This window comes from Sulfitobacter sp. BSw21498, assembly GCF_006064855.1.
Taxonomy (GTDB): Bacteria; Pseudomonadota; Alphaproteobacteria; order Rhodobacterales; family Rhodobacteraceae; genus Sulfitobacter.
Genome location: NZ_CP040753.1, coordinates 1 through 17255, shown reverse-complemented (window position 1 = coordinate 17255; position 17255 = coordinate 1). Strand labels below are relative to the sequence as shown.

Genomic DNA, 17255 nt, shown 5'->3' with positions numbered 1-17255 from the left:
CGTATGGATTGGCATAGCGATCGAATGCCCGCCTGCCCTGCCCTAAGAAACGGCAAAACGGCGCGTCGGAAAACGCGCCGTTGCCTACCATTGCTTGATGCTTGGATTATGCGTCCAAAACCTTCGTGATGCTGTCCTGAACCTCTTTGATATCGGCCAGACCATCAACGCGCGTGAGCATATTATGCGCGTAATAGTACCCCAACAGCGGAGAGGTTTTCTTGTAGTATTCCATCAAACGGTTCCGGAGGCTTTCCTCGTTATCGTCTGCACGGCGTTTGAAGTCGGATGCGCCGCATTTCTCGCATTTGCCGTCGACTGGCTGTGGCTTGGTGACGTCGTGATAGACTTCACCACAGTTGCCACAGGTGGAGCGCCCGGAGATCCGTGCGACCAGCGCTTCGTCGTCGACGCCCAGCTGGATCACGTGGTCCAATGGCTTGCCTGTCGCTTCCAGCAGCTCACCAAGCGCTGTGGCCTGCGCCAATGTCCGCGGGAACCCGTCAAAGATGAAACCACCGTGGTCGGTCGTGTCTTCGAGTTTTTCGCGGATGAGGCCGATCACAATCTCGTCGGTGACCAAATCGCCGCGGGCCATGACATCGGCAACCATATTGCCCATCTCGGTCCCGCTGTCTTTGGCTTCGCGCAGCATGTCGCCGGTGGAGAGCTGAACCATGTTACGTGTCTCTACCAAGTGACGCGCTTGTGTACCTTTACCCGCTCCGGGTGGTCCTAAGAGAATAATGTTCATCGACGTAACGGGCTCCGTTTTTTCCGTGGTTTGCCAGACTTACCACGCAGTTGGGAACGTTCAAGCAGACCTTCATACTGATGTGCCAGCAAATGGCTTTGCACTTGTTGGATGGTATCCATGGTGACCGACACAACGATCAGCACCGATGTACCGCCGAAATAGAACGGGATTGCGAACTGACCCCGCAGAATTTCGGGCAGCAGCATCACCGCAACCAGATATGCAGACCCAAGTACCAAGACGCGGTTAACCACATATTCAAGATATTCGGCTGTTTTCTTGCCGGGGCGGATACCGGGAACGAAGCCGTTCTGGTTTTTCAGGTTATCCGCGACATCATCAGGTTTAAAGCTGACATTGAAGGTATAAAAATAAGCAAAAAAGACAATCATCAAGACGAAGAATAACAGGTATAGAGGTTGCCCTGGTCCGAAATTTGCCAAGAGGACCGACATTACCGGGCCGGTGGAATTCCCAGAGAACGTGCTGATCGTGATCGGAAGCAACAGAAGCGAGCTTGCGAAAATCGCCGGGATAACGCCCGCCGGGTTCACCTTGACCGGAAGATGCGAAGATCCGCCATCGTACATCTTCTGGCCGACCTGACGGCGCGGATATTGGATGTGGATTTTACGCAAGGCGCGCTCCATGAAGACGACGAACATGATCGTCACGATCACCATGACAAGAACACCGACGATCACCGCCGGGCTGATCGCACCGGACCGGCCAGACGAAAAGAACTGAGCGATTGCGGCTGGCACCTCGGCGATGATGCCGACGAAGATAATCAATGAGATACCGTTGCCGATGCCGCGTGCGGTGATCTGCTCGCCCAGCCACATCAGGAACATGGTCCCGCCGACCAGCGTAATCATGCACGCAATGCGGAAATACATGCCCGGATCGGCGGCGATATCACCAGCTTCTAGCGATACCGCAAGGCCATAGGCCTGCAGTGTCGCCAGTGCGACGGTGCCGAAGCGTGTGTATTGGTTGATCTTCTTACGCCCCTGCTCGCCCTCTTTTTTAAGCTGCTCAAGCGCGGGGACCATCGAAGTCATCAACTGAACGATGATCGATGCGGAGATATAGGGCATGATACCCAAAGCGAAGATACCCATACGGCCAAGAGCGCCGCCGGTGAACATGGACACCATGCCGCCGATCCCTTGACCCGCGCTTTCCATAAATTGGCGCAGGGCAGTGCCGTCGATCCCGGGAACCGGAATGAACGTGCCAAGGCGATAAACGATCAACAACCCCAGAGTGAATAGAATCCGGTTGCGCAGGTCTGTCGCCTTGCCCAACGCGGACCAACTGGTGTTGGCGGCCATGCTTTCGACGGCTGATACCATGATATAGGGCTCTTTCTTTGCAAAAACGCCGCCCAGGCCGTTTTCCGGCGGGCGGCATTTGGGAAAACTCGATTGACTATGTAAGCGGGACGCGTCCCGCTCACAAGGCAAAAGGTCGGGTTACGCGTCTGCGTTTGCCGCGGAAGGTGCTGTGACGGTCAGTTTGCCGCCCGCTTTTTCGACCGCTTCAACCGCGGATTTGGACGCGCCGTATACCTGAAGATCAACCTTGGCGTTGAAGTCGCCTTTGGCCAGAACACGGATGCCGTCTAGTTTGCGACGTACCAGACCCGAAGAGATCAGTGCATCTTCGGTGATCGCAGCAGAAGCGTCGATCTTTTTCGCGTCGATGAATTTCTGGATCAGGCCCAGGTTCACAACCGCATAGGACTTCCGGTTCGGTTTGGTAAAGCCACGCTTAGGAAGACGTTGGTACAAAGGCATTTGACCGCCTTCGAAACCTTTGATCGCTACACCCGAACGGGATTTTTGACCTTTGATACCACGGCCACCCATTTTACCGGTGCCGGAACCAGGACCACGGCCAACGCGCTTGCGTTTCTTGTTGGCACCTTCGTTATCAGACAGTTCATGAAGTTTCATGTCGCTTCTCCTTTTGCCGGATGTGGCCCCCAGCGACGGGAGTGGCCAAACGCGGCGTTTCATATGATTCTCGTGGCGGATTGGTGGCCACTGGGCGGCGTATAAACGGGAGAGACGGGGCATTCAAGCCCCCTGCCCTTACCGGCACAACCCGGCTTAACGAAAAACGCCCCGCAGTGTCCTGCGAGGCGTTATAGATTGGCAAAAGGGCTTCATCGGAACCCTTCACTTTCAGGTGAAAGCGTTCAGCCTTTTTCTTCGATGATCTCTACCATGTGAGAGATCTTGCGGATCATGCCGCGAACGGAAGGTGTGTCTTCCAGTTCACGTACACGGTGCATTTTGTTAAGGCCCAAACCAATCAACGTAGCGCGCTGGTCGGCGGGGCGGCGGATTGGCGAACCAACCTGCTTGATTACGATTGTCTTAGCCATGCTTATGCCTCCTCAGCCACTTGTGCGGACGATTCAACATTGTCCTCACGCTTGGGCAGAATGTCTGCAACTTTCTTGCCGCGACGCTGAGCAACAGCACGTGGCGAGGATTCTTTTTTCAGACCGTCCATGGTGGCACGGATCATGTTGTAAGGGTTCTGCGTCCCGATGGACTTGGACACAACGTCCTTGATGCCCAACATTTCGAATACGGCACGCATTGGACCACCGGCGATGATCCCGGTACCTTCTGGTGCTGTCCGCATTACAACGCGACCGGCGCCGTGACGGCCTTCCATGTCGTGGTGCAATGTACGGCCTTCGCGCAGTTGAACGCGAATCATTTGGCGCTTGGCTTGCTCGGTGGCTTTGCGAATGGCTTCTGGAACCTCTTTCGCTTTACCTTTGCCGAAGCCTACACGGCCCTTTTGGTCGCCAACAACGACAAGTGCAGCGAAGCCAAAGCGCTTACCACCCTTAACGGTTTTGGAAACGCGGTTGATCGCCACTAGGCGGTCGGCGAATTCGGGTGTCTCGTCGCGTTGGTTGCGGCGGTTGCCACCCCGGTTGTCATCTCTTGCCATGCGGCATCATCCTTTTGGTGCTGCGCTTGCGCGCGTCATAATGTCAATCCAAGTGGGCCAAGCCCCCGGATCATCGAGGCGGCACGTGAACCGTGCCGCCTACGTTGGCTTAGATTTTCAGACCGGCTTCGCGGGCTGCATCGGCCAAAGCTTTGATTTTGCCGTGGAACAGGAAACCACCACGGTCAAAATATGCTTCCTTCACACCGGCCTTTTGAGCACGCTCGGCGATTGCCGAACCAACCTTGGTCGCTGCGTCGATGTTGTTTTTGCCAACAACACCCAGGTCTTTTTCCATCGAGGACGCGGAGGCCAGTGTGACCCCGTTTACGTCGTCGATCAGCTGGGCGCTGATGTTCTTGTTCGAGCGGTGAACGGAGAGACGAAGACGCCCCGCGTTGACCCGGCGAAGTTTGTTCCGAACGCGCAGGCGGCGTTTCAGAAACAGTTGTCTTTTGCTGTTTGCCATCTGAGCTATCCTTACTTCTTCTTGCCTTCTTTGCGGAAGACGAACTCACCCTTATAGCGGATGCCTTTGCCCTTGTAGGGCTCGGGCTTGCGCCAAGCGCGAATGTTCGCAGCGACTTGACCAACAAGCTGTTCGTCAATGCCTTCTACCACAATCTCGGTCTGTTTCGGGGCTGTGACTGTCACACCTTCAGGTGCCACGTAGTCAACATCATGCGACAGGCCCAGGTTCAGGCGCAGCGTGTTGCCATTCATGGCAGCACGATAACCAACACCCTGGATCTCAAGCTCTTTCTTGAAGCCGGCGGTAACACCGGTAACAAGGTTTTCGACCATTGTGCGGCTCATGCCCCACTGCTGGCGCGCGCGCTTGGATTTGCCGCGTGGTGTGATGGTGACCACGTTGTCTTCGACAGTCAATGTAACGTCGTCAGTCGCCTTGAAGGAACGGGTTCCCTTTGGGCCTTTGACTTCGATGGTCTGCCCGCTCACGGATGCTGAAACACCGCTTGGCAGGTCGACCGGTTTTTTACCAATACGAGACATTTTGTTCTCCTTAGAATACGGTGCAGAGCACTTCGCCGCCAACATTGTGGCTGCGTGCATTCTGATCCGACATCACACCCTTGGGGGTGGAGACAATCGACACACCAAGGCCCTGACGGACAACGGGGATGTCATTGACGCCCATGTAGACGCGACGACCGGGTTTGGAGACCCGCTTCAGTTCGCGAATAACAGGTTCGCCCTCGTAATACTTGAGGCTGATTTCGATGGCGGGATGGCCATCGGCACCAGTTTTTGCTTCGTAACCACGGATGTAGCCTTCGTCCGCAAGCACGTCCAGAACCCATGCACGCAGCTTGGAAGCAGGTGTCATGACGGTGGATTTGCCGCGCATCGAAGAGTTACGGATGCGTGTCAGCATATCTGCGATAGGATCGTTCATCTGATGCGCTCCTTACCAGCTCGACTTGACCATGCCGGGGATTTGGCCGCTCGAGCCAAGATCCCGCAGCGCGATCCGCGAAATTTTCAGTTTACGGTAATAAGCGTGTGGACGGCCTGTCAGCTGGCAGCGGTTGTGCAGACGCACAGCGCTGGAGTTGCGAGGCAGTTTCGCCAGCTTCAGGGAAGCGCGAAAACGCTCTTCCATTGGCTTGGATTCGTCGCTTACGATCTCTTTCAAGGCAGCGCGCTTTTCAGCGTACTTCTTGACCAGTGCTTCGCGCTTCTTTTCACGCTCGATCATGGATTTCTTAGCCATATCTAAATCCTCCCCGCGCTTACGATGTGAAGGGCATGTTGAATGCTTTCAACAGTGCCTTCGCTTCAGCGTCGGTTTTCGCCGTGGTGGCGATCACGATGTCCATTCCCCAAGTCTCGTCGACTTTATCAAAGTCGATTTCGGGGAACACGATGTGCTCTTTCAAGCCCATGGCGTAGTTGCCACGGCCGTCAAAGCTCTTGCCGTTGATGCCGCGGAAGTCGCGGATACGAGGCATTGCGATCGTGATCAGACGATCCAGGAATTCGTACATACGTTCGCCACGCAGGGTAACTTTCGCACCCAACGGCATGTCTTCACGTACGCGGAAACCAGCGATGGATTTTTTGGCAACTGTTGTCAGCGCTTTTTGGCCGGCAATCGTTGTCAGATCTTCCTGTGCGGATTTTGCTTTCTTGCTGTCACGAACAGCTTCAGCACCACAGCCGATGTTCAGAACGATTTTATCCAGACGCGGGATCTGCATTTCGTTCTTGTAACCGAACTCTTCCTTCAGCGTCGCACGGATCTTGTCCTTGTACTCGACCTTCAGGCGGGGTGTGTATGTTGCGTTATCAAGCATCGATCACGTCCCCCGTGGTTTTTGCAAAGCGCACTTTCTTGTCGCCTTCGATTTTGAACCCAACGCGCGTGGCCTTGCCGTTGGCATCAACCAACGACAGGTTGCTCAGGTCGACTGGCATCGCTTTGGGAATACGGCCGCCTTGTGACGTCTGGGACTGACGCGTGGCGCGGATTGCCATGTTGATACCATCTACGATTGCTTTGTTGGCCTTCGGGTCAACAGACGAGATGGAACCCGTCTTGCCCTTGTCCTTGCCAGCAAGCACGATGACTTTGTCACCTTTGCGAAGTTTAGCAGCCATTACAGCACCTCCGGCGCAAGCGAGATAATCTTCATGAAGTTTTTGGCGCGCAGTTCGCGAACAACTGGGCCGAAGATACGTGTACCTACGGGCTCGTTCGAGTTGTTCAGAATGACGGCGGCGTTACGATCGAAACGGATGGCTGTGCCATCGTCACGACGAACTTCTTTGGCTGTGCGAACGACGACGGCTTTACGCACGTCACCCTTTTTCACACGACCGCGAGGGATGGCTTCCTTGACCGACACGACAATGATGTCGCCGACGGATGCGTATTTACGCTTGGAACCACCCAATACCTTGATGCACTGAACACGGCGAGCGCCGCTGTTGTCAGCAACATCCAGGTTGGTCTGCATCTGGATCATTTGGTTTCTCCCGACCTTCTGGGGGGCGATGCGTGCCCTATCCCCAGGGTTTCGATTAAGTTGGTCCGCCCGAAATGGGCATCTCGCTCGTGCCTTTGCGCCTTGCTGCCCTCAGTGTCAAGGGAACAAGACGTTCAGACCCGAGCGAGCAGCGCCTTAAGCCTCAGCGGCTTGCAGCACTTCCCAACGTTTGGTTTTCGACTTTGGTGCACATTCGATGATGCGAACGCTGTCGCCCACTTTGAATGTGTTGTTCTCATCGTGAGCCCGGTACTTTTTGGACTTACGGATGGTTTTCTTCAGAACCGGGTGTGTAAAGCGACGCTCTACGGATACGGTTACTGTCTGTTCGTTGGCATCGCTTGTCACGGTGCCTGTTAGGATACGTTTGGGCATACTCTCAGGCTCCTATTATTCTGCAGATGCCGCGGCAGCGGCTTTCTGGTTAAGAACGGTTTTGACACGTGCGACGTCACGCTTAACGGTCTTCAAACGTGCGGCATTTTCCAGCTGGCCAGTGGCTTGCTGAAAACGCAGGTTGAAGGATTCTTTCTTGAGGTTAACAAGCTCATCCCGGAGCTGGTCCGGCGTCTTGTCGTGTAGTTCTTTGGCGTTCATCGCCTCATCCTTTCGACATCACCAGTAGGCCCCTTATGGGTGACCATGATTCTGGTGGAGTTCATGTGAAAGCTTCCTCTACATGCCCTACCCTACTTTGGCAAGCGAGGTTTCTGCAAAACCGTATCGCCACCCTGCGCTGGCTGATGTAGAACGGCCCTATGTCACAGATAGAATCCCTTTTCGTCACCCGCCTTTACCGCGCCGCTTTGTCAGAGCACGGTCAACCCGTCGACCCGTCCGAGCTTGAGGCCGCGTGCCTGTCCATCGCCGAGGATGACGAGGCCGGCCAGGAGTGGTGCGAGGAACATGATTTCCCCGGCTACACCAGCTATGCGTCGTTGACGGATCTGCCATGGCGGTTCCCGATCTTTAAGACGGTCAGAAAAGCGCTGGATAAACACGTCAAAGCCTTTGCCAAGGATCTGGCGTTTGATCTGGACGGGCGCAAGCTCAAGCTTGAAGACATCTGGATCAATATCCTGCCCGAGGGCGGCATCCATACGGCGCATATCCACCCGCATTCGGTCATCTCTGGCACAACCTATGTGGCGATGCCCGAAGGGACCAGTGCGCTCAAGCTCGAAGATCCGCGTCTGCCAATGATGATGGCAGCCCCCGGTCGCCAAAAAGACGCACCCCAAGAGCTGCGCCAGTTCGTTTATGCAAAGCCCGTCGTCGGTGACGTGCTGCTCTGGGAAAGCTGGCTGCGCCACGAGGTGCCGATGAACATGTCCGAAGAAGACCGTATTTCGGTCTCATTCAACTACGCCTGGGGTTAACCACGCTTGGGCGGTGCCGCTTTGCGCGCCGCCTCTTGCTCTTTCACGGCCGCCTTCTCTTCTTTGGTCAGCTTGTTGCCCCACTGATTGTTGCTAAGCCCCAAATCGTCCGGCATCGGCTTTGTCTTACCCTTCTTGATCGTACCACCTTTATTCAAAAACTCTTTGATGAGGTCTGCGTCGGTGGTGGGCTTGGGCACGTGTTTCATTATCAGTTCCTTTAGGCAGGCTACGCCAAGCCTATGCGCCATATGCGGCGCTGACTAGGCCCTGCAACCGCTTATTCACGAGACATCAATGTTTCAGAAACAACGCCGCGGATCACGTCACCGCGCGGTTGCCCTAATGTGACTGGGAATAGCTGTGCCGTGGTGCCATCTCGGGCCCGATAACCACGCAGATGCGCACATAAGGAAGCCCCACGTGAATACTACGAACCCAAGCCCCCTGCCCGCTCTTGCCCTTGCCGGGCTGATTGGTGAACTCACCTTCGAAGCCTATGCATGGCTCGCGTCCCCGATCCTGTTCGGCGTCAAGCTAGAGCCGGCCAATCTTGTCATTGGTCTCAGCAAAAAACTGGGGAGCGTCAACCTGCCCTATGCCGCCGCCTTTGCCATCCACTTTCTGATCGGGGCATTGGGATTTGCCGCCGTGGTTTTCCTGACCAAGCGGGTCACGAAGCTTGGATTTCTTGGCTCAGGCGTCCTTGCGGGTATTGTGTTGTGGTTTGTGGCCCAGGGTGTGCTGGCACCGCTAATGGGGCGCAGCTTTATGATGGGGTTCGGCAGCTATACGCAGTCTTCATTTGTCGGACATGTCGGCATGACAATCGTGATCGCACTGGTATGGAAAAAACTACTGAACCAAACCGCGGGTCCCTCGGCCTGAAGACGACGGAGGCAAACCCACTTTAACGAAAAAACCCCCGCTGATTACTCAGCGGGGGTTTTCCATTTTAAAGCAACATCTCCGGCGCGTGCCGGAGCGCTGGTTTTACCAATCTTCGCGAACAACGACGCGCGTTTTGATCGGCAGCTTCATCGCGGCAAGACGCAGAGCTTCTTGTGCAACGTCCTCGGAGACACCGTCGATCTCGAACATTACACGGCCTGGCTTGACCTTGCAGACCCAACGATCCACGGAACCTTTACCTTTACCCATACGAACTTCGATGGGCTTTGCGGTGACAGGTACATCCGGGAAAATACGGATCCAGACACGGCCTTGACGTTTCATGTGACGCGTCATGGCACGACGAGCAGCTTCGATCTGGCGTGCGGTTACCCGCTCGGGCTCGAGAGCCTTCAGACCGTAGGTGCCAAAGTTCAGGTCAGACCCGCCCTTTGCCAGACCTTTGATCCGACCTTTGTGCTGCTTGCGGAATTTAGTACGCTTTGGTTGTAGCATCTCTCATTCCCCCTTAGCGACGACCGCCGGCACCGCGAGGTGCTGGGCCGTCTTGCATTTCTTGTGCCTTACGGTCACGCGCTGCCGGGTCATGTTCCATGATCTCGCCTTTGAAGATCCAGGTCTTGATCCCGATGATGCCATAGGCAGTCATCGCTTCGACATGTGCGTAATCGATGTCTGCACGCAGAGTGTGGAGCGGCACGCGGCCTTCACGATACCATTCGGTACGCGCGATTTCTGCACCACCCAGACGACCAGCAACGTTCACGCGGATACCCAGGGCACCCATACGCATGGCGTTCTGTACCGCACGCTTCATGGCACGACGGAAAGAAACCCGGCGTTCCAGCTGTTGTGCGATGGATTCACCAACAAGGGCTGCGTCCAGCTCTGGCTTGCGAACTTCAACGATGTTGAGGTGCAGGTCAGATTTAGTGATCTTGGCGATTTTCTGGCGCAGACCTTCGATGTCTGCACCTTTCTTGCCGATGATCACACCGGGGCGCGCTGTGTGGATCGTAACGCGGCACTTCTTGTGTGGGCGTTCGATGATCACACGGGCGATACCAGCCTGTGCACATTCTTTCTTGATGAAGTCACGGATGGCAAGGTCTTCGAGCAGAAGATCACCATAGTCCTTCGTATCGGCGTACCAGCGGCTGTCCCAGGTGCGGTTGACCTGAAGACGCATACCGATCGGATTTACTTTGTTACCCATCAGGCTTGCTCCTCAACTTGACGCACGACGATCGTGATTTCCGAAAACGGCTTGATAATCTTGCCGAAACGGCCACGCGCACGCGGACGACCACGTTTCATGATCAGGTTTTTGCCGACATATGCTTCGGCAACGACCAGTTCATCCACGTCAAGGTTGTGGTTGTTTTCGCCGTTCGCGATGGCGGACTGAAGGCATTTCTTCACGTCCAGTGCGATCCGCTTTTTGGAGAAGGTCAGGTCCGTAAGGGCCTTGTCTACCTTCTTGCCACGGATCATCGCGGCGACGAGGTTCAGTTTCTGCGGGCTTGTGCGAAGCATGCGCAGTTTTGCACGGGCTTCGTTATCAGCCACGCGGCGGGGATTCTTATCCTTGCTCATGGCTTATTTCCGCTTCGCTTTTTTGTCGGCTGCGTGACCATAATAGGTGCGAGTTGGCGAATACTCACCAAACTTCTGACCAATCATCTCTTCGCTGACGTTTACAGGGATGTGCTTGTGACCGTTGTACACACCGAACGTCAGGCCAACAAACTGTGGCAAGATCGTGGAACGGCGCGACCAAATCTTGATCACTTCGCTGCGACCGCTTTCGCGGGAGGCTTCGGCCTTTTTGAGGACATAAGAGTCAACAAAAGGACCTTTCCATACTGAACGAGACATCTATTAACGCCCCTTCTTCTTGGCGTGGCGCGAGCGTAGGATAAGCTTGCTGGACGCTTTGTTCTTGTTGCGGGTTTTTGCACCCTTTGTGGGCTTGCCCCAAGGCGTAACAGGGTGACGACCACCCGATGTACGGCCTTCACCACCACCGTGAGGGTGGTCGATCGGGTTCATAACAACACCACGTACCGAAGGGCGGATACCCTTGTGACGCATGCGGCCCGCTTTACCGAAGTTCTGGTTGGAGTTGTCAGGGTTGGACACGGCACCAACGGTGGCCATGCATTCCTGACGCACCAGACGCAGTTCGCCCGAGGACAAACGGATCTGAGCGTATCCACCATCACGGCCTACGAATTGTGCGTAGGTACCGGCGGCGCGTGCGATCTGGCCGCCTTTGCCTGGCTTCATTTCGATGTTGTGAACGATTGTACCGATAGGCATGCCCGAAAATGGCATAGCGTTACCAGGCTTGATGTCGGCCTTGGCCGAGGAAATCACCTTGTCGCCGACAGCGATACGCTGTGGTGCCAGGATGTAAGCCTGTTCGCCGTCTTCGTACTGGATCAGTGCGATGAATGCGGTCCGGTTAGGGTCATATTCGATCCGTGCGACAACAGCGGACATGTCCAGCTTGTTGCGTTTGAAATCGACGATACGGTAAAGGCGCTTTGCCCCACCGCCTGTGCGACGCATTGTGATCCGTCCGGTGTTGTTCCGACCGCCTGATTTGGTCAAACCCTGAGTAAGGGATTTGACCGGGCGGCCTTTCCAAAGCTCCGAACGGTCGATCAGTACCAGCCCACGCTGGCCTGGCGTCGTCGGTTTGTACGACTTGAGTGCCATGTTCTCTGTCTTCCGTTTTGCTTGTCCCCGGCCCCGTCGTGATGGTGCCGAGATGGTTGTAGGGCCCCGAAGGTCCCCAATTTATAGTGCCAGACAAAGAACCCCTTTGCCGGACGTTGCGTGCGGCTAGAACCTACCAACGCGCAAAACGACACAGCCCCGGACGAATCCGGGGCACTGCCGATGGGGTCGTTTAGGGTAGGATCACCCGAGGGTCAAGGGAGCGTCGGGGAATAGTCGGCAAAAGCCCACTGACCTGACAATAACGCGTCTTATTGCGCCATCGACTTGATCTTGCGCGCCACGCTTTGCACGGACGGATCAGCCGCCTTCGGTACAATCCGGTACACTGCGTTCACAAAGCAAAACAGAGAGAACATCAGCAACCCTGCGCAGAGAAGCCCCACCAGAATGCGCCCATAGGCCTGCTGGTGCAACCATTCAAAAGCCGCATCAATGCCGCCAGCATCTGATGCATTCGCGCTCATCGCGGCGTAGACGATCAGACCGCCGATGATCACCACAACAACCCCCTGCGCGGCGACACCGATGCGCAAAACCGGGTTCCAGTGCATGGTAAAGTGGTTAGCCTCCAGATGTTCGCGATATGACTGCGAGGCTGCTTTGTAGAAATAGTAAAATCCCGTTCCCATGGTGACCAGTCCGACGCCGCCGACAACCCACACGCCGGCTGGCGTTTGAAGGAACTGGTTCAAGAGCTCTTTGCTGCTAGACCCCGATGACGACACTCCCAGCACGGTGACGGCCAAGGCACCGATTGCGCCATGGATGACGCCAGTCACCAGCATCCCCAGCCGCGCGACAATACCTTTTGCCCCCGACCCGTAAGCCTCAAGATCCCAAAAACTATCAACAGCGCGCCAGATCGCATAGGCAAACATACCCGTAGCAATTGCAAAAATCACGGCAAAGCCGGTCGCTCCGTCCAACGATTGCAGTGTAGATTTTGTGCCCTCAGCCTGCCCACCCGACAGTACGGACCACAAGGATAGCCCAGCGACCACCAGATAAACCAACCCGCGTCCGGCATAGCCGGTTCGCATGATCGGCACGGCCCAGGAGAAGTCATCGGGGTCGATGTGAGATAGAATTTCCGATCGGGTGGATTGATGGCTGTTGGCTGACATAGTGACGATATCCCTTCGCGCAAAGCCGGCACCGGAAAGCGGGGCCCCTACTTTGATGACGTGTGGGACAACAACGCACCGCCGGTCGGCAAGTTCCCGCGAATGGGCCTAAACAGGCAGCGTCACTCCAAACGCAATCGCCAAATAGGAAAAGGCCCCCCACCTTGCGGTGAGGGGCCTTTCATTTTTCGCGTCCAGTCTGACTTACAGACCGGTGGATACGTCGATGGTGTTACCCTCTTCGAGCATAACGTAAGCCTTCTTAACGTCCTTCCGGCGACCCATCTGGCCGCGGAAACGCTTTGCCTTGCCTTTGGTGATGGACGTGTTCACGGCCTTCACTTTGACACCAAAGAGAGCTTCAACAGCTTCTTTGATCATTGGCTTGTTGCTGTCGATCGCGACTTCGAAAACGACGGCGTTGTGCTCGGAAGCCATCGTCGCTTTTTCAGTGATGATCGGCTTGCGGATCACATCGTAATGTTCGTGCTTGGCGCTCATTTCAAACGGGCCTCCAGTGCTTCGATCCCTGCTTTGGTGATCACGAGTGTATCACGCTTAAGGATGTCATAGACGTTTGCACCCATCGTCGGCAGGATATCCAGACCTTCGATGTTGCGCGCGGCTTGCAAGAAGTTCTCATTTACCGAGGCACCATCGATGATCAACGCGCGTTTCCAGCCCAGGTTCTTAACCTGTTTGGCCAAAGCTGCGGTTTTCCCATCCGAGTTTACATCGTCGATGATAACCAGGCTGCCTGTTTTTGCCTTGGCAGACAAAGCGTGGCGCAGACCCAGTTTGCGGAACTTCTTGGTCAGTTCGTGGCCGTGGCTACGCGGGGTTGGACCCTTGTAGATACCACCCTTACGGAAGATCGGTGCAGAACGTGCGCCGTGGCGTGCGCCGCCGGTGCCTTTCTGACGATAGATCTTCTTGGTCGAATAGCTAACCTCGGACCGTGTCTTGACCTTGTGCGTACCCTGCTGCGCGTTGTTACGCTGCCAGCGGACAACACGGTGCAGAATGTCGGCGCGTGGCTCAAGACCGAACAGGGCCTCGTCCAAGTCTACCGAACCGGCTGCGCCGCCGTCGAGTTTGATGACATCAAGTTTCATTCGTCACCTTCCTTCTTGTCCGACTCAATGGATGCTTCGGCTTCGGCAAGGGCGGCAGCTTCGGTTGCTGCTTGCTCTTCAGCCAAGCGTGCTGCTTCGGCTTCGGCTTCTGCGGCTGCTGCTGCGGCGGCTTCTTCAGCTGCTTTAGCGGCTTCGTCTGCAGCAGATTTCAAAGCGGCAGGTAGGATTGCATCTTCGGGGAACGGCTTTTTCACCGCATCCTTAACAGTCACCCAACCACCTTTGGAGCCTGGAACGGCGCCTTTGACCATGATCAGACCACGTACGCTGTCAGTTTTGACAACTTCAAGGTTCTGAGTGGTAACACGAGCAGAACCCATGTGACCGGCCATTTTCTTGCCTTTGAAAACCTTGCCCGGATCCTGACACTGACCGGTGGAACCGTGCGAACGGTGAGATACGGAAACACCGTGTGTCGCGCGCAGACCACCAAAGTTGTGACGCTTCATCGCGCCCTGAAAGCCCTTACCGATGGAAGTGCCTGCAACGTCAACATACTGACCAGCAAAGTAATGATCGGCGATGATTTCTTCGCCGACGTTCAACATGGCTTCTGGGTCGATGCGGAATTCCGCGACCTTACGCTTTGGTTCAACCTTTGCTGCTGCAAAGTGACCGCGCATGGCTTGCGACGTCCGTTTAACCTTGGCTGTACCTGCGCCGAGCTGAACAGCTGTGTAGCCGTCCCGTTCGATGGTACGCTGAGCAACAACCTGAAGTTTGTCGAGCTGAAGAACGGTCACAGGGATCTGCTTGCCGTCTTCCATGAACAAACGGGTCATGCCCATCTTTTTTGCAATAACGCCTGAGCGCAACATAATATTACCCTCCTACGCTTATGACTGCAGCTTGATCTCGACGTCCACACCAGCGGCCAGGTCGAGCTTCATCAGCGCGTCCACGGTCTGGGGGGTCGGATCAACGATATCCAGCAGGCGCTTGTGCGTGCGGATTTCGAACTGGTCACGGGATTTCTTGTCAACGTGTGGGCCACGCAGAACAGTGAATTTCTCAATCTTGTTCGGCAGCGGGATTGGGCCGCGAACAGATGCACCGGTACGCTTGGCGGTGTTGACGATTTCTTGTGTGGACGCATCCAGCACGCGGTAATCGAACGCCTTCAAACGGATGCGGATGTTTTGGCTTTGTGCCATATGTCATCATCCCTCATTGGGGGTAGAAACGAAGAGGAAGAGACGCCTCATCACGGCCCTTCATTGCGTTTTGTCGTAAATCAAACGGGGCGCGTAAAAACGCACCCCGCTGAGACTTTCGCTCTATAGGTCAGGTCACGCCATGAGGCAAGGGGTGAATCCGTTGTTTCGCGCAAATCCGCCTTGTGGACCGCCGCTTGGCGATCGTCAAAACGGCAAAAAAGCCCAGATATGACGCAGCGCGAGCACGATAAATGACAGGACTGTTGCAGCGAGTGCCAGGATAAAACGCGCGCGTTTTTGCTCGCGTAGTTTGGACACCATCAACAGCTCATAGGCCAGCTCGTCTTCCCAATCCACCTCCGCCACGGCGGCTTTAAGCGCTTCGACCGTGGGATAGCGCGAGGTCTGCACATAAAGCGCGCGTCGCACGCCGGCTGCCCCTCCGTCCGGAACCTTCGAGACGGACCGACGCGATGGATAAAGCACATAGCCAAATAGGAACAGCGGGGCCATCACCACGGACCAGAAGACCAGTACGAACACGATCCCGGACTGTGCAGCACCGGGCAAGCCACCCACAACCGCCGCAACGATGTTCAGGGTAAACGTATATCCGATACCGACAATTTGAGCCTTTGTATCATAGCCCCGCACGGTGGCCTGCGCCTCTTCCAGCGCGATCTGAAAATACTGCCGGCGGTGCGCAGCGCTGCCGGCATCGGAGGGGGGTGTCATCGATTCGCCTTTTCGTGGGATAAATATTGCTATGCGGCCCTATACGGCTTTGAACCCCTTCGCCCGCAAAAAAGGCCGCCCCCTTACAGGAGCGGCCTTCGTTTTGTCAGCTGTCAGCGGGGTGACCCGCCAGCGGCTTATTCGTTGATCTTGGAAACAACGCCCGCGCCAACGGTACGACCGCCTTCGCGGATCGCGAAGCGCAGACCGTCTTCCATTGCAACGGGTGCGATCAGTTCAACGTCGAACTGAAGGTTGTCACCTGGCATAACCATTTCCGTACCTTCGGGAAGGTTAACGGTGCCGGTTACATCGGTTGTACGGAAGTAGAACTGTGGACGGTAGTTCGCGAAGAACGGCGTGTGACGGCCACCCTCTTCTTTGGTGAGGATATACGCCTCGGCAGTGAACTTTGTGTGTGGGTTAACCGACTTAGGCTTACACAAAACCTGACCGCGCTCAACGCCTTCACGCTCGATACCGCGCAGAAGAACACCAACGTTATCGCCAGCTTCCCCACGATCCAGCAGCTTGCGGAACATTTCAACGCCGGTACAAGTGGTTGTCTTCGTGTCACGGATACCAACGATTTCAATGCTGTCGCCAACGTTGATCACGCCACGCTCGATACGGCCGGTCACAACAGTACCACGACCGGAGATCGAGAATACGTCTTCCACTGGCATCAGGAACGGCTGGTCAACAGCGCGTGCTGGTGTCGGGATATATTCGTCAACAGCGGCCATCAACTTGCGGATGGATTCCTCACCAATTTCGGGCTGAGTGCCGTTCATTGCGTGCAGAGCCGAACCAGGAATCACAGGCATGTCGTCGCCTGGGTAGTCGTAGGAAGACAGCAATTCGCGGATTTCCATTTCCACCAATTCCAGCAGCTCTTCGTCGTCAACCTGGTCAACTTTGTTCATGTAGACAACCATGGTCGGGATACCAACCTGGCGACCGAGCAGGATGTGCTCGCGGGTTTGTGGCATGGGGCCATCAGCCGCGTTCACAACCAAGATCGCGCCGTCCATCTGTGCCGCACCGGTGATCATGTTTTTCACATAGTCAGCGTGGCCGGGGCAGTCGACGTGTGCGTAGTGACGTGCTTCGGTTTCATATTCAACGTGCGCGGTCGAAATGGTGATACCGCGTGCTTTTTCTTCGGGCGCGCCGTCGATTTGGTCATAGGCGCGGAAGTCGCCGAAGTATTTCGTGATCGCAGCGGTCAACGTCGTTTTACCGTGGTCAACGTGACCAATGGTACCGATGTTAACGTGTGGTTTATTACGTTCAAACTTTGCCTTAGCCATGGTG

At 55.6% G+C, this 17255-nt stretch carries 29 protein-coding genes; 2 read left to right on the top strand and 27 right to left on the bottom strand.

Annotation, left to right across the window (positions count from 1 at the left end; genetic code table 11):
* Positions 1 to 106 precede the first annotated feature (106 nt).
* The 14 genes from E5180_RS00150 to rpmC all read right to left on the bottom strand — a co-directional run bounded on the left by E5180_RS00150 (position 107) and on the right by rpmC (position 7344).
* Positions 107 to 754: an adenylate kinase gene (locus tag E5180_RS00150; RefSeq protein ID WP_138922619.1), complete on the bottom strand. Its 648-nt coding sequence runs from the start codon at positions 752 to 754 to the stop codon at positions 107 to 109.
* Positions 751 to 2115 (bottom strand): preprotein translocase subunit SecY, encoded by a 1365-nt coding sequence (secY, locus tag E5180_RS00145; RefSeq protein WP_138922618.1) that lies wholly within the window; start codon positions 2113 to 2115, stop codon positions 751 to 753. The genes E5180_RS00150 and secY overlap by 4 nt, the downstream gene beginning before the upstream one ends.
* A gap of 120 nt (positions 2116 to 2235) precedes the next feature.
* Positions 2236 to 2718, bottom strand: coding sequence for a 50S ribosomal protein L15 (gene rplO / locus E5180_RS00140; protein ID WP_138922617.1), 483 nt, complete (start codon positions 2716 to 2718; stop codon positions 2236 to 2238).
* A gap of 245 nt (positions 2719 to 2963) precedes the next feature.
* Positions 2964 to 3152 carry a 50S ribosomal protein L30 gene (rpmD, locus tag E5180_RS00135; protein ID WP_005849797.1) on the bottom strand — a complete coding sequence of 63 codons (189 nt, stop codon included), beginning with the start codon at positions 3150 to 3152 and terminating at the stop codon, positions 2964 to 2966.
* Between the two features lie 2 nt (positions 3153 to 3154).
* Complete coding sequence (gene rpsE / locus E5180_RS00130) at positions 3155 to 3736, bottom strand: 30S ribosomal protein S5 (protein ID WP_093731783.1); 582 nt, start codon at positions 3734 to 3736, stop codon at positions 3155 to 3157.
* 109 nt (positions 3737 to 3845) lie between these two features.
* Complete coding sequence (rplR, locus tag E5180_RS00125; RefSeq protein WP_138922616.1) at positions 3846 to 4205, bottom strand: 50S ribosomal protein L18; 360 nt, start codon at positions 4203 to 4205, stop codon at positions 3846 to 3848.
* A gap of 11 nt (positions 4206 to 4216) precedes the next feature.
* Complete coding sequence (gene rplF, locus E5180_RS00120) at positions 4217 to 4750, bottom strand: 50S ribosomal protein L6 (protein WP_093731781.1); 534 nt, start codon at positions 4748 to 4750, stop codon at positions 4217 to 4219.
* A 10-nt stretch (positions 4751 to 4760) separates the two neighbouring features.
* Positions 4761 to 5153, bottom strand: coding sequence for a 30S ribosomal protein S8 (gene rpsH / locus E5180_RS00115; protein ID WP_138922615.1), 393 nt, complete (start codon positions 5151 to 5153; stop codon positions 4761 to 4763).
* Positions 5154 to 5165: 12 nt separating this feature from the next.
* Positions 5166 to 5471, bottom strand: coding sequence for a 30S ribosomal protein S14 (rpsN, locus tag E5180_RS00110; protein ID WP_007118851.1), 306 nt, complete (start codon positions 5469 to 5471; stop codon positions 5166 to 5168).
* 19 nt (positions 5472 to 5490) lie between these two features.
* Positions 5491 to 6054 carry a 50S ribosomal protein L5 gene (rplE, locus tag E5180_RS00105; protein WP_093731779.1) on the bottom strand — a complete coding sequence of 188 codons (564 nt, stop codon included), beginning with the start codon at positions 6052 to 6054 and terminating at the stop codon, positions 5491 to 5493.
* Complete coding sequence (rplX, locus tag E5180_RS00100; RefSeq protein WP_138922614.1) at positions 6047 to 6358, bottom strand: 50S ribosomal protein L24; 312 nt, start codon at positions 6356 to 6358, stop codon at positions 6047 to 6049. The genes rplE and rplX overlap by 8 nt, the downstream gene beginning before the upstream one ends.
* Positions 6358 to 6726: a 50S ribosomal protein L14 gene (gene rplN / locus E5180_RS00095; RefSeq protein WP_093731777.1), complete on the bottom strand. Its 369-nt coding sequence runs from the start codon at positions 6724 to 6726 to the stop codon at positions 6358 to 6360. Before rplN ends, rplX begins: the two co-directional genes overlap by 1 nt.
* Before the next feature lie 156 nt (positions 6727 to 6882).
* The gene (gene rpsQ, locus E5180_RS00090) at positions 6883 to 7122 is read right to left on the bottom strand and encodes a 30S ribosomal protein S17 (protein ID WP_008224956.1); all 240 of its coding nucleotides are present in this window, start codon (positions 7120 to 7122) and stop codon (positions 6883 to 6885) included.
* A 15-nt stretch (positions 7123 to 7137) separates the two neighbouring features.
* On the bottom strand, positions 7138 to 7344 hold the full coding sequence (gene rpmC, locus E5180_RS00085) for a 50S ribosomal protein L29 (RefSeq protein ID WP_093731776.1): 207 nt from the start codon (positions 7342 to 7344) through the stop codon (positions 7138 to 7140).
* A gap of 161 nt (positions 7345 to 7505) precedes the next feature.
* Between rpmC and E5180_RS00080 the strand changes: the two genes are divergently transcribed.
* Positions 7506 to 8126: a TIGR02466 family protein gene (locus tag E5180_RS00080; protein ID WP_138922613.1), complete on the top strand. Its 621-nt coding sequence runs from the start codon at positions 7506 to 7508 to the stop codon at positions 8124 to 8126.
* On the opposite strand, the gene E5180_RS00075 is transcribed toward E5180_RS00080, so the two are convergent.
* Positions 8123 to 8335, bottom strand: a complete 213-nt coding sequence (locus tag E5180_RS00075) for a hypothetical protein (protein WP_138922612.1) — start codon at positions 8333 to 8335, stop codon at positions 8123 to 8125. The two genes, E5180_RS00080 and E5180_RS00075, sit on opposite strands and share 4 nt — an antisense overlap.
* A 214-nt stretch (positions 8336 to 8549) precedes the next feature.
* Here E5180_RS00075 and E5180_RS00070 point away from each other — a divergent pair, with 214 nt between their 5' ends.
* On the top strand, positions 8550 to 9014 hold the full coding sequence (locus tag E5180_RS00070; RefSeq protein WP_138922611.1) for a hypothetical protein: 465 nt from the start codon (positions 8550 to 8552) through the stop codon (positions 9012 to 9014).
* Between the two features lie 105 nt (positions 9015 to 9119).
* On the opposite strand, the gene rplP is transcribed toward E5180_RS00070, so the two are convergent.
* From rplP to tuf, 12 genes are all read right to left on the bottom strand, one after another.
* Positions 9120 to 9533 (bottom strand): 50S ribosomal protein L16, encoded by a 414-nt coding sequence (gene rplP / locus E5180_RS00065; RefSeq protein WP_138922610.1) that lies wholly within the window; start codon positions 9531 to 9533, stop codon positions 9120 to 9122.
* Between the two features lie 13 nt (positions 9534 to 9546).
* A complete protein-coding gene (rpsC, locus tag E5180_RS00060; RefSeq protein WP_093731771.1) occupies positions 9547 to 10254 on the bottom strand; it encodes a 30S ribosomal protein S3 in 708 nt (235 codons plus the stop codon).
* Positions 10254 to 10634, bottom strand: coding sequence for a 50S ribosomal protein L22 (gene rplV, locus E5180_RS00055; protein ID WP_093731770.1), 381 nt, complete (start codon positions 10632 to 10634; stop codon positions 10254 to 10256). The genes rpsC and rplV overlap by 1 nt, the downstream gene beginning before the upstream one ends.
* A gap of 3 nt (positions 10635 to 10637) precedes the next feature.
* Positions 10638 to 10916: a 30S ribosomal protein S19 gene (gene rpsS, locus E5180_RS00050; protein ID WP_005849833.1), complete on the bottom strand. Its 279-nt coding sequence runs from the start codon at positions 10914 to 10916 to the stop codon at positions 10638 to 10640.
* A 3-nt stretch (positions 10917 to 10919) separates the two neighbouring features.
* A complete protein-coding gene (gene rplB / locus E5180_RS00045) occupies positions 10920 to 11762 on the bottom strand; it encodes a 50S ribosomal protein L2 (protein WP_138922609.1) in 843 nt (280 codons plus the stop codon).
* A 272-nt stretch (positions 11763 to 12034) separates the two neighbouring features.
* Positions 12035 to 12910 carry a DUF1206 domain-containing protein gene (locus E5180_RS00040; RefSeq protein WP_138922608.1) on the bottom strand — a complete coding sequence of 292 codons (876 nt, stop codon included), beginning with the start codon at positions 12908 to 12910 and terminating at the stop codon, positions 12035 to 12037.
* Positions 12911 to 13114: 204 nt separating this feature from the next.
* Positions 13115 to 13411: a 50S ribosomal protein L23 gene (locus E5180_RS00035; RefSeq protein WP_093731768.1), complete on the bottom strand. Its 297-nt coding sequence runs from the start codon at positions 13409 to 13411 to the stop codon at positions 13115 to 13117.
* Complete coding sequence (gene rplD, locus E5180_RS00030; RefSeq protein WP_093731767.1) at positions 13408 to 14025, bottom strand: 50S ribosomal protein L4; 618 nt, start codon at positions 14023 to 14025, stop codon at positions 13408 to 13410. Before rplD ends, E5180_RS00035 begins: the two co-directional genes overlap by 4 nt.
* Positions 14022 to 14864, bottom strand: coding sequence for a 50S ribosomal protein L3 (rplC, locus tag E5180_RS00025; protein ID WP_138922607.1), 843 nt, complete (start codon positions 14862 to 14864; stop codon positions 14022 to 14024). The genes rplD and rplC overlap by 4 nt, the downstream gene beginning before the upstream one ends.
* 18 nt (positions 14865 to 14882) lie before the next feature.
* A complete protein-coding gene (gene rpsJ, locus E5180_RS00020; RefSeq protein WP_005849850.1) occupies positions 14883 to 15200 on the bottom strand; it encodes a 30S ribosomal protein S10 in 318 nt (105 codons plus the stop codon).
* A gap of 207 nt (positions 15201 to 15407) precedes the next feature.
* Positions 15408 to 15938, bottom strand: coding sequence for a hypothetical protein (locus E5180_RS00015; protein ID WP_138922606.1), 531 nt, complete (start codon positions 15936 to 15938; stop codon positions 15408 to 15410).
* A gap of 137 nt (positions 15939 to 16075) precedes the next feature.
* Positions 16076 to 17251 (bottom strand): elongation factor Tu, encoded by a 1176-nt coding sequence (tuf, locus tag E5180_RS00010; protein ID WP_138925245.1) that lies wholly within the window; start codon positions 17249 to 17251, stop codon positions 16076 to 16078.
* Positions 17252 to 17255: the final 4 nt, after the last annotated feature.

What these genes read in the sequence shown, in the direction of transcription:
- rpmD (WP_005849797.1), bottom strand. Translation starts at nt 3,152, where the DNA reads ATGGCTAAGACAATCGTAATCAAGCAGGTTGGTTCGCCAATCCGCCGC.
- E5180_RS00075 (WP_138922612.1), bottom strand. Translation starts at nt 8,335, where the DNA reads ATGAAACACGTGCCCAAGCCCACCACCGACGCAGACCTCATCAAAGAG.
- rpsC (WP_093731771.1), bottom strand. Translation starts at nt 10,254, where the DNA reads ATGGGTAACAAAGTAAATCCGATCGGTATGCGTCTTCAGGTCAACCGC.
- E5180_RS00035 (WP_093731768.1), bottom strand. Translation starts at nt 13,411, where the DNA reads ATGAGCGCCAAGCACGAACATTACGATGTGATCCGCAAGCCGATCATC.
- rplB (WP_138922609.1), bottom strand. Translation starts at nt 11,762, where the DNA reads ATGGCACTCAAGTCGTACAAACCGACGACGCCAGGCCAGCGTGGGCTG.
- rpsH (WP_138922615.1), bottom strand. Translation starts at nt 5,153, where the DNA reads ATGAACGATCCTATCGCAGATATGCTGACACGCATCCGTAACTCTTCG.
- rpsE (WP_093731783.1), bottom strand. Translation starts at nt 3,736, where the DNA reads ATGGCAAGAGATGACAACCGGGGTGGCAACCGCCGCAACCAACGCGAC.
- rplC (WP_138922607.1), bottom strand. Translation starts at nt 14,864, where the DNA reads ATGTTGCGCTCAGGCGTTATTGCAAAAAAGATGGGCATGACCCGTTTG.
- rplF (WP_093731781.1), bottom strand. Translation starts at nt 4,750, where the DNA reads ATGTCTCGTATTGGTAAAAAACCGGTCGACCTGCCAAGCGGTGTTTCA.
- rpsN (WP_007118851.1), bottom strand. Translation starts at nt 5,471, where the DNA reads ATGGCTAAGAAATCCATGATCGAGCGTGAAAAGAAGCGCGAAGCACTG.
- rplR (WP_138922616.1), bottom strand. Translation starts at nt 4,205, where the DNA reads ATGGCAAACAGCAAAAGACAACTGTTTCTGAAACGCCGCCTGCGCGTT.
- rplV (WP_093731770.1), bottom strand. Translation starts at nt 10,634, where the DNA reads ATGAGCAAGGATAAGAATCCCCGCCGCGTGGCTGATAACGAAGCCCGT.
- rplO (WP_138922617.1), bottom strand. Translation starts at nt 2,718, where the DNA reads ATGAAACTTCATGAACTGTCTGATAACGAAGGTGCCAACAAGAAACGC.
- rpsJ (WP_005849850.1), bottom strand. Translation starts at nt 15,200, where the DNA reads ATGGCACAAAGCCAAAACATCCGCATCCGTTTGAAGGCGTTCGATTAC.
- rpsQ (WP_008224956.1), bottom strand. Translation starts at nt 7,122, where the DNA reads ATGCCCAAACGTATCCTAACAGGCACCGTGACAAGCGATGCCAACGAA.
- tuf (WP_138925245.1), bottom strand. Translation starts at nt 17,251, where the DNA reads ATGGCTAAGGCAAAGTTTGAACGTAATAAACCACACGTTAACATCGGT.
- rpmC (WP_093731776.1), bottom strand. Translation starts at nt 7,344, where the DNA reads ATGAACGCCAAAGAACTACACGACAAGACGCCGGACCAGCTCCGGGAT.
- E5180_RS00015 (WP_138922606.1), bottom strand. Translation starts at nt 15,938, where the DNA reads ATGACACCCCCCTCCGATGCCGGCAGCGCTGCGCACCGCCGGCAGTAT.
- rplD (WP_093731767.1), bottom strand. Translation starts at nt 14,025, where the DNA reads ATGAAACTTGATGTCATCAAACTCGACGGCGGCGCAGCCGGTTCGGTA.
- rplN (WP_093731777.1), bottom strand. Translation starts at nt 6,726, where the DNA reads ATGATCCAGATGCAGACCAACCTGGATGTTGCTGACAACAGCGGCGCT.
- E5180_RS00040 (WP_138922608.1), bottom strand. Translation starts at nt 12,910, where the DNA reads ATGTCAGCCAACAGCCATCAATCCACCCGATCGGAAATTCTATCTCAC.
- rplP (WP_138922610.1), bottom strand. Translation starts at nt 9,533, where the DNA reads ATGCTACAACCAAAGCGTACTAAATTCCGCAAGCAGCACAAAGGTCGG.
- rplX (WP_138922614.1), bottom strand. Translation starts at nt 6,358, where the DNA reads ATGGCTGCTAAACTTCGCAAAGGTGACAAAGTCATCGTGCTTGCTGGC.
- secY (WP_138922618.1), bottom strand. Translation starts at nt 2,115, where the DNA reads ATGGTATCAGCCGTCGAAAGCATGGCCGCCAACACCAGTTGGTCCGCG.
- rpsS (WP_005849833.1), bottom strand. Translation starts at nt 10,916, where the DNA reads ATGTCTCGTTCAGTATGGAAAGGTCCTTTTGTTGACTCTTATGTCCTC.
- E5180_RS00080 (WP_138922613.1), top strand. Translation starts at nt 7,506, where the DNA reads ATGTCACAGATAGAATCCCTTTTCGTCACCCGCCTTTACCGCGCCGCT.
- E5180_RS00150 (WP_138922619.1), bottom strand. Translation starts at nt 754, where the DNA reads ATGAACATTATTCTCTTAGGACCACCCGGAGCGGGTAAAGGTACACAA.
- rplE (WP_093731779.1), bottom strand. Translation starts at nt 6,054, where the DNA reads ATGCTTGATAACGCAACATACACACCCCGCCTGAAGGTCGAGTACAAG.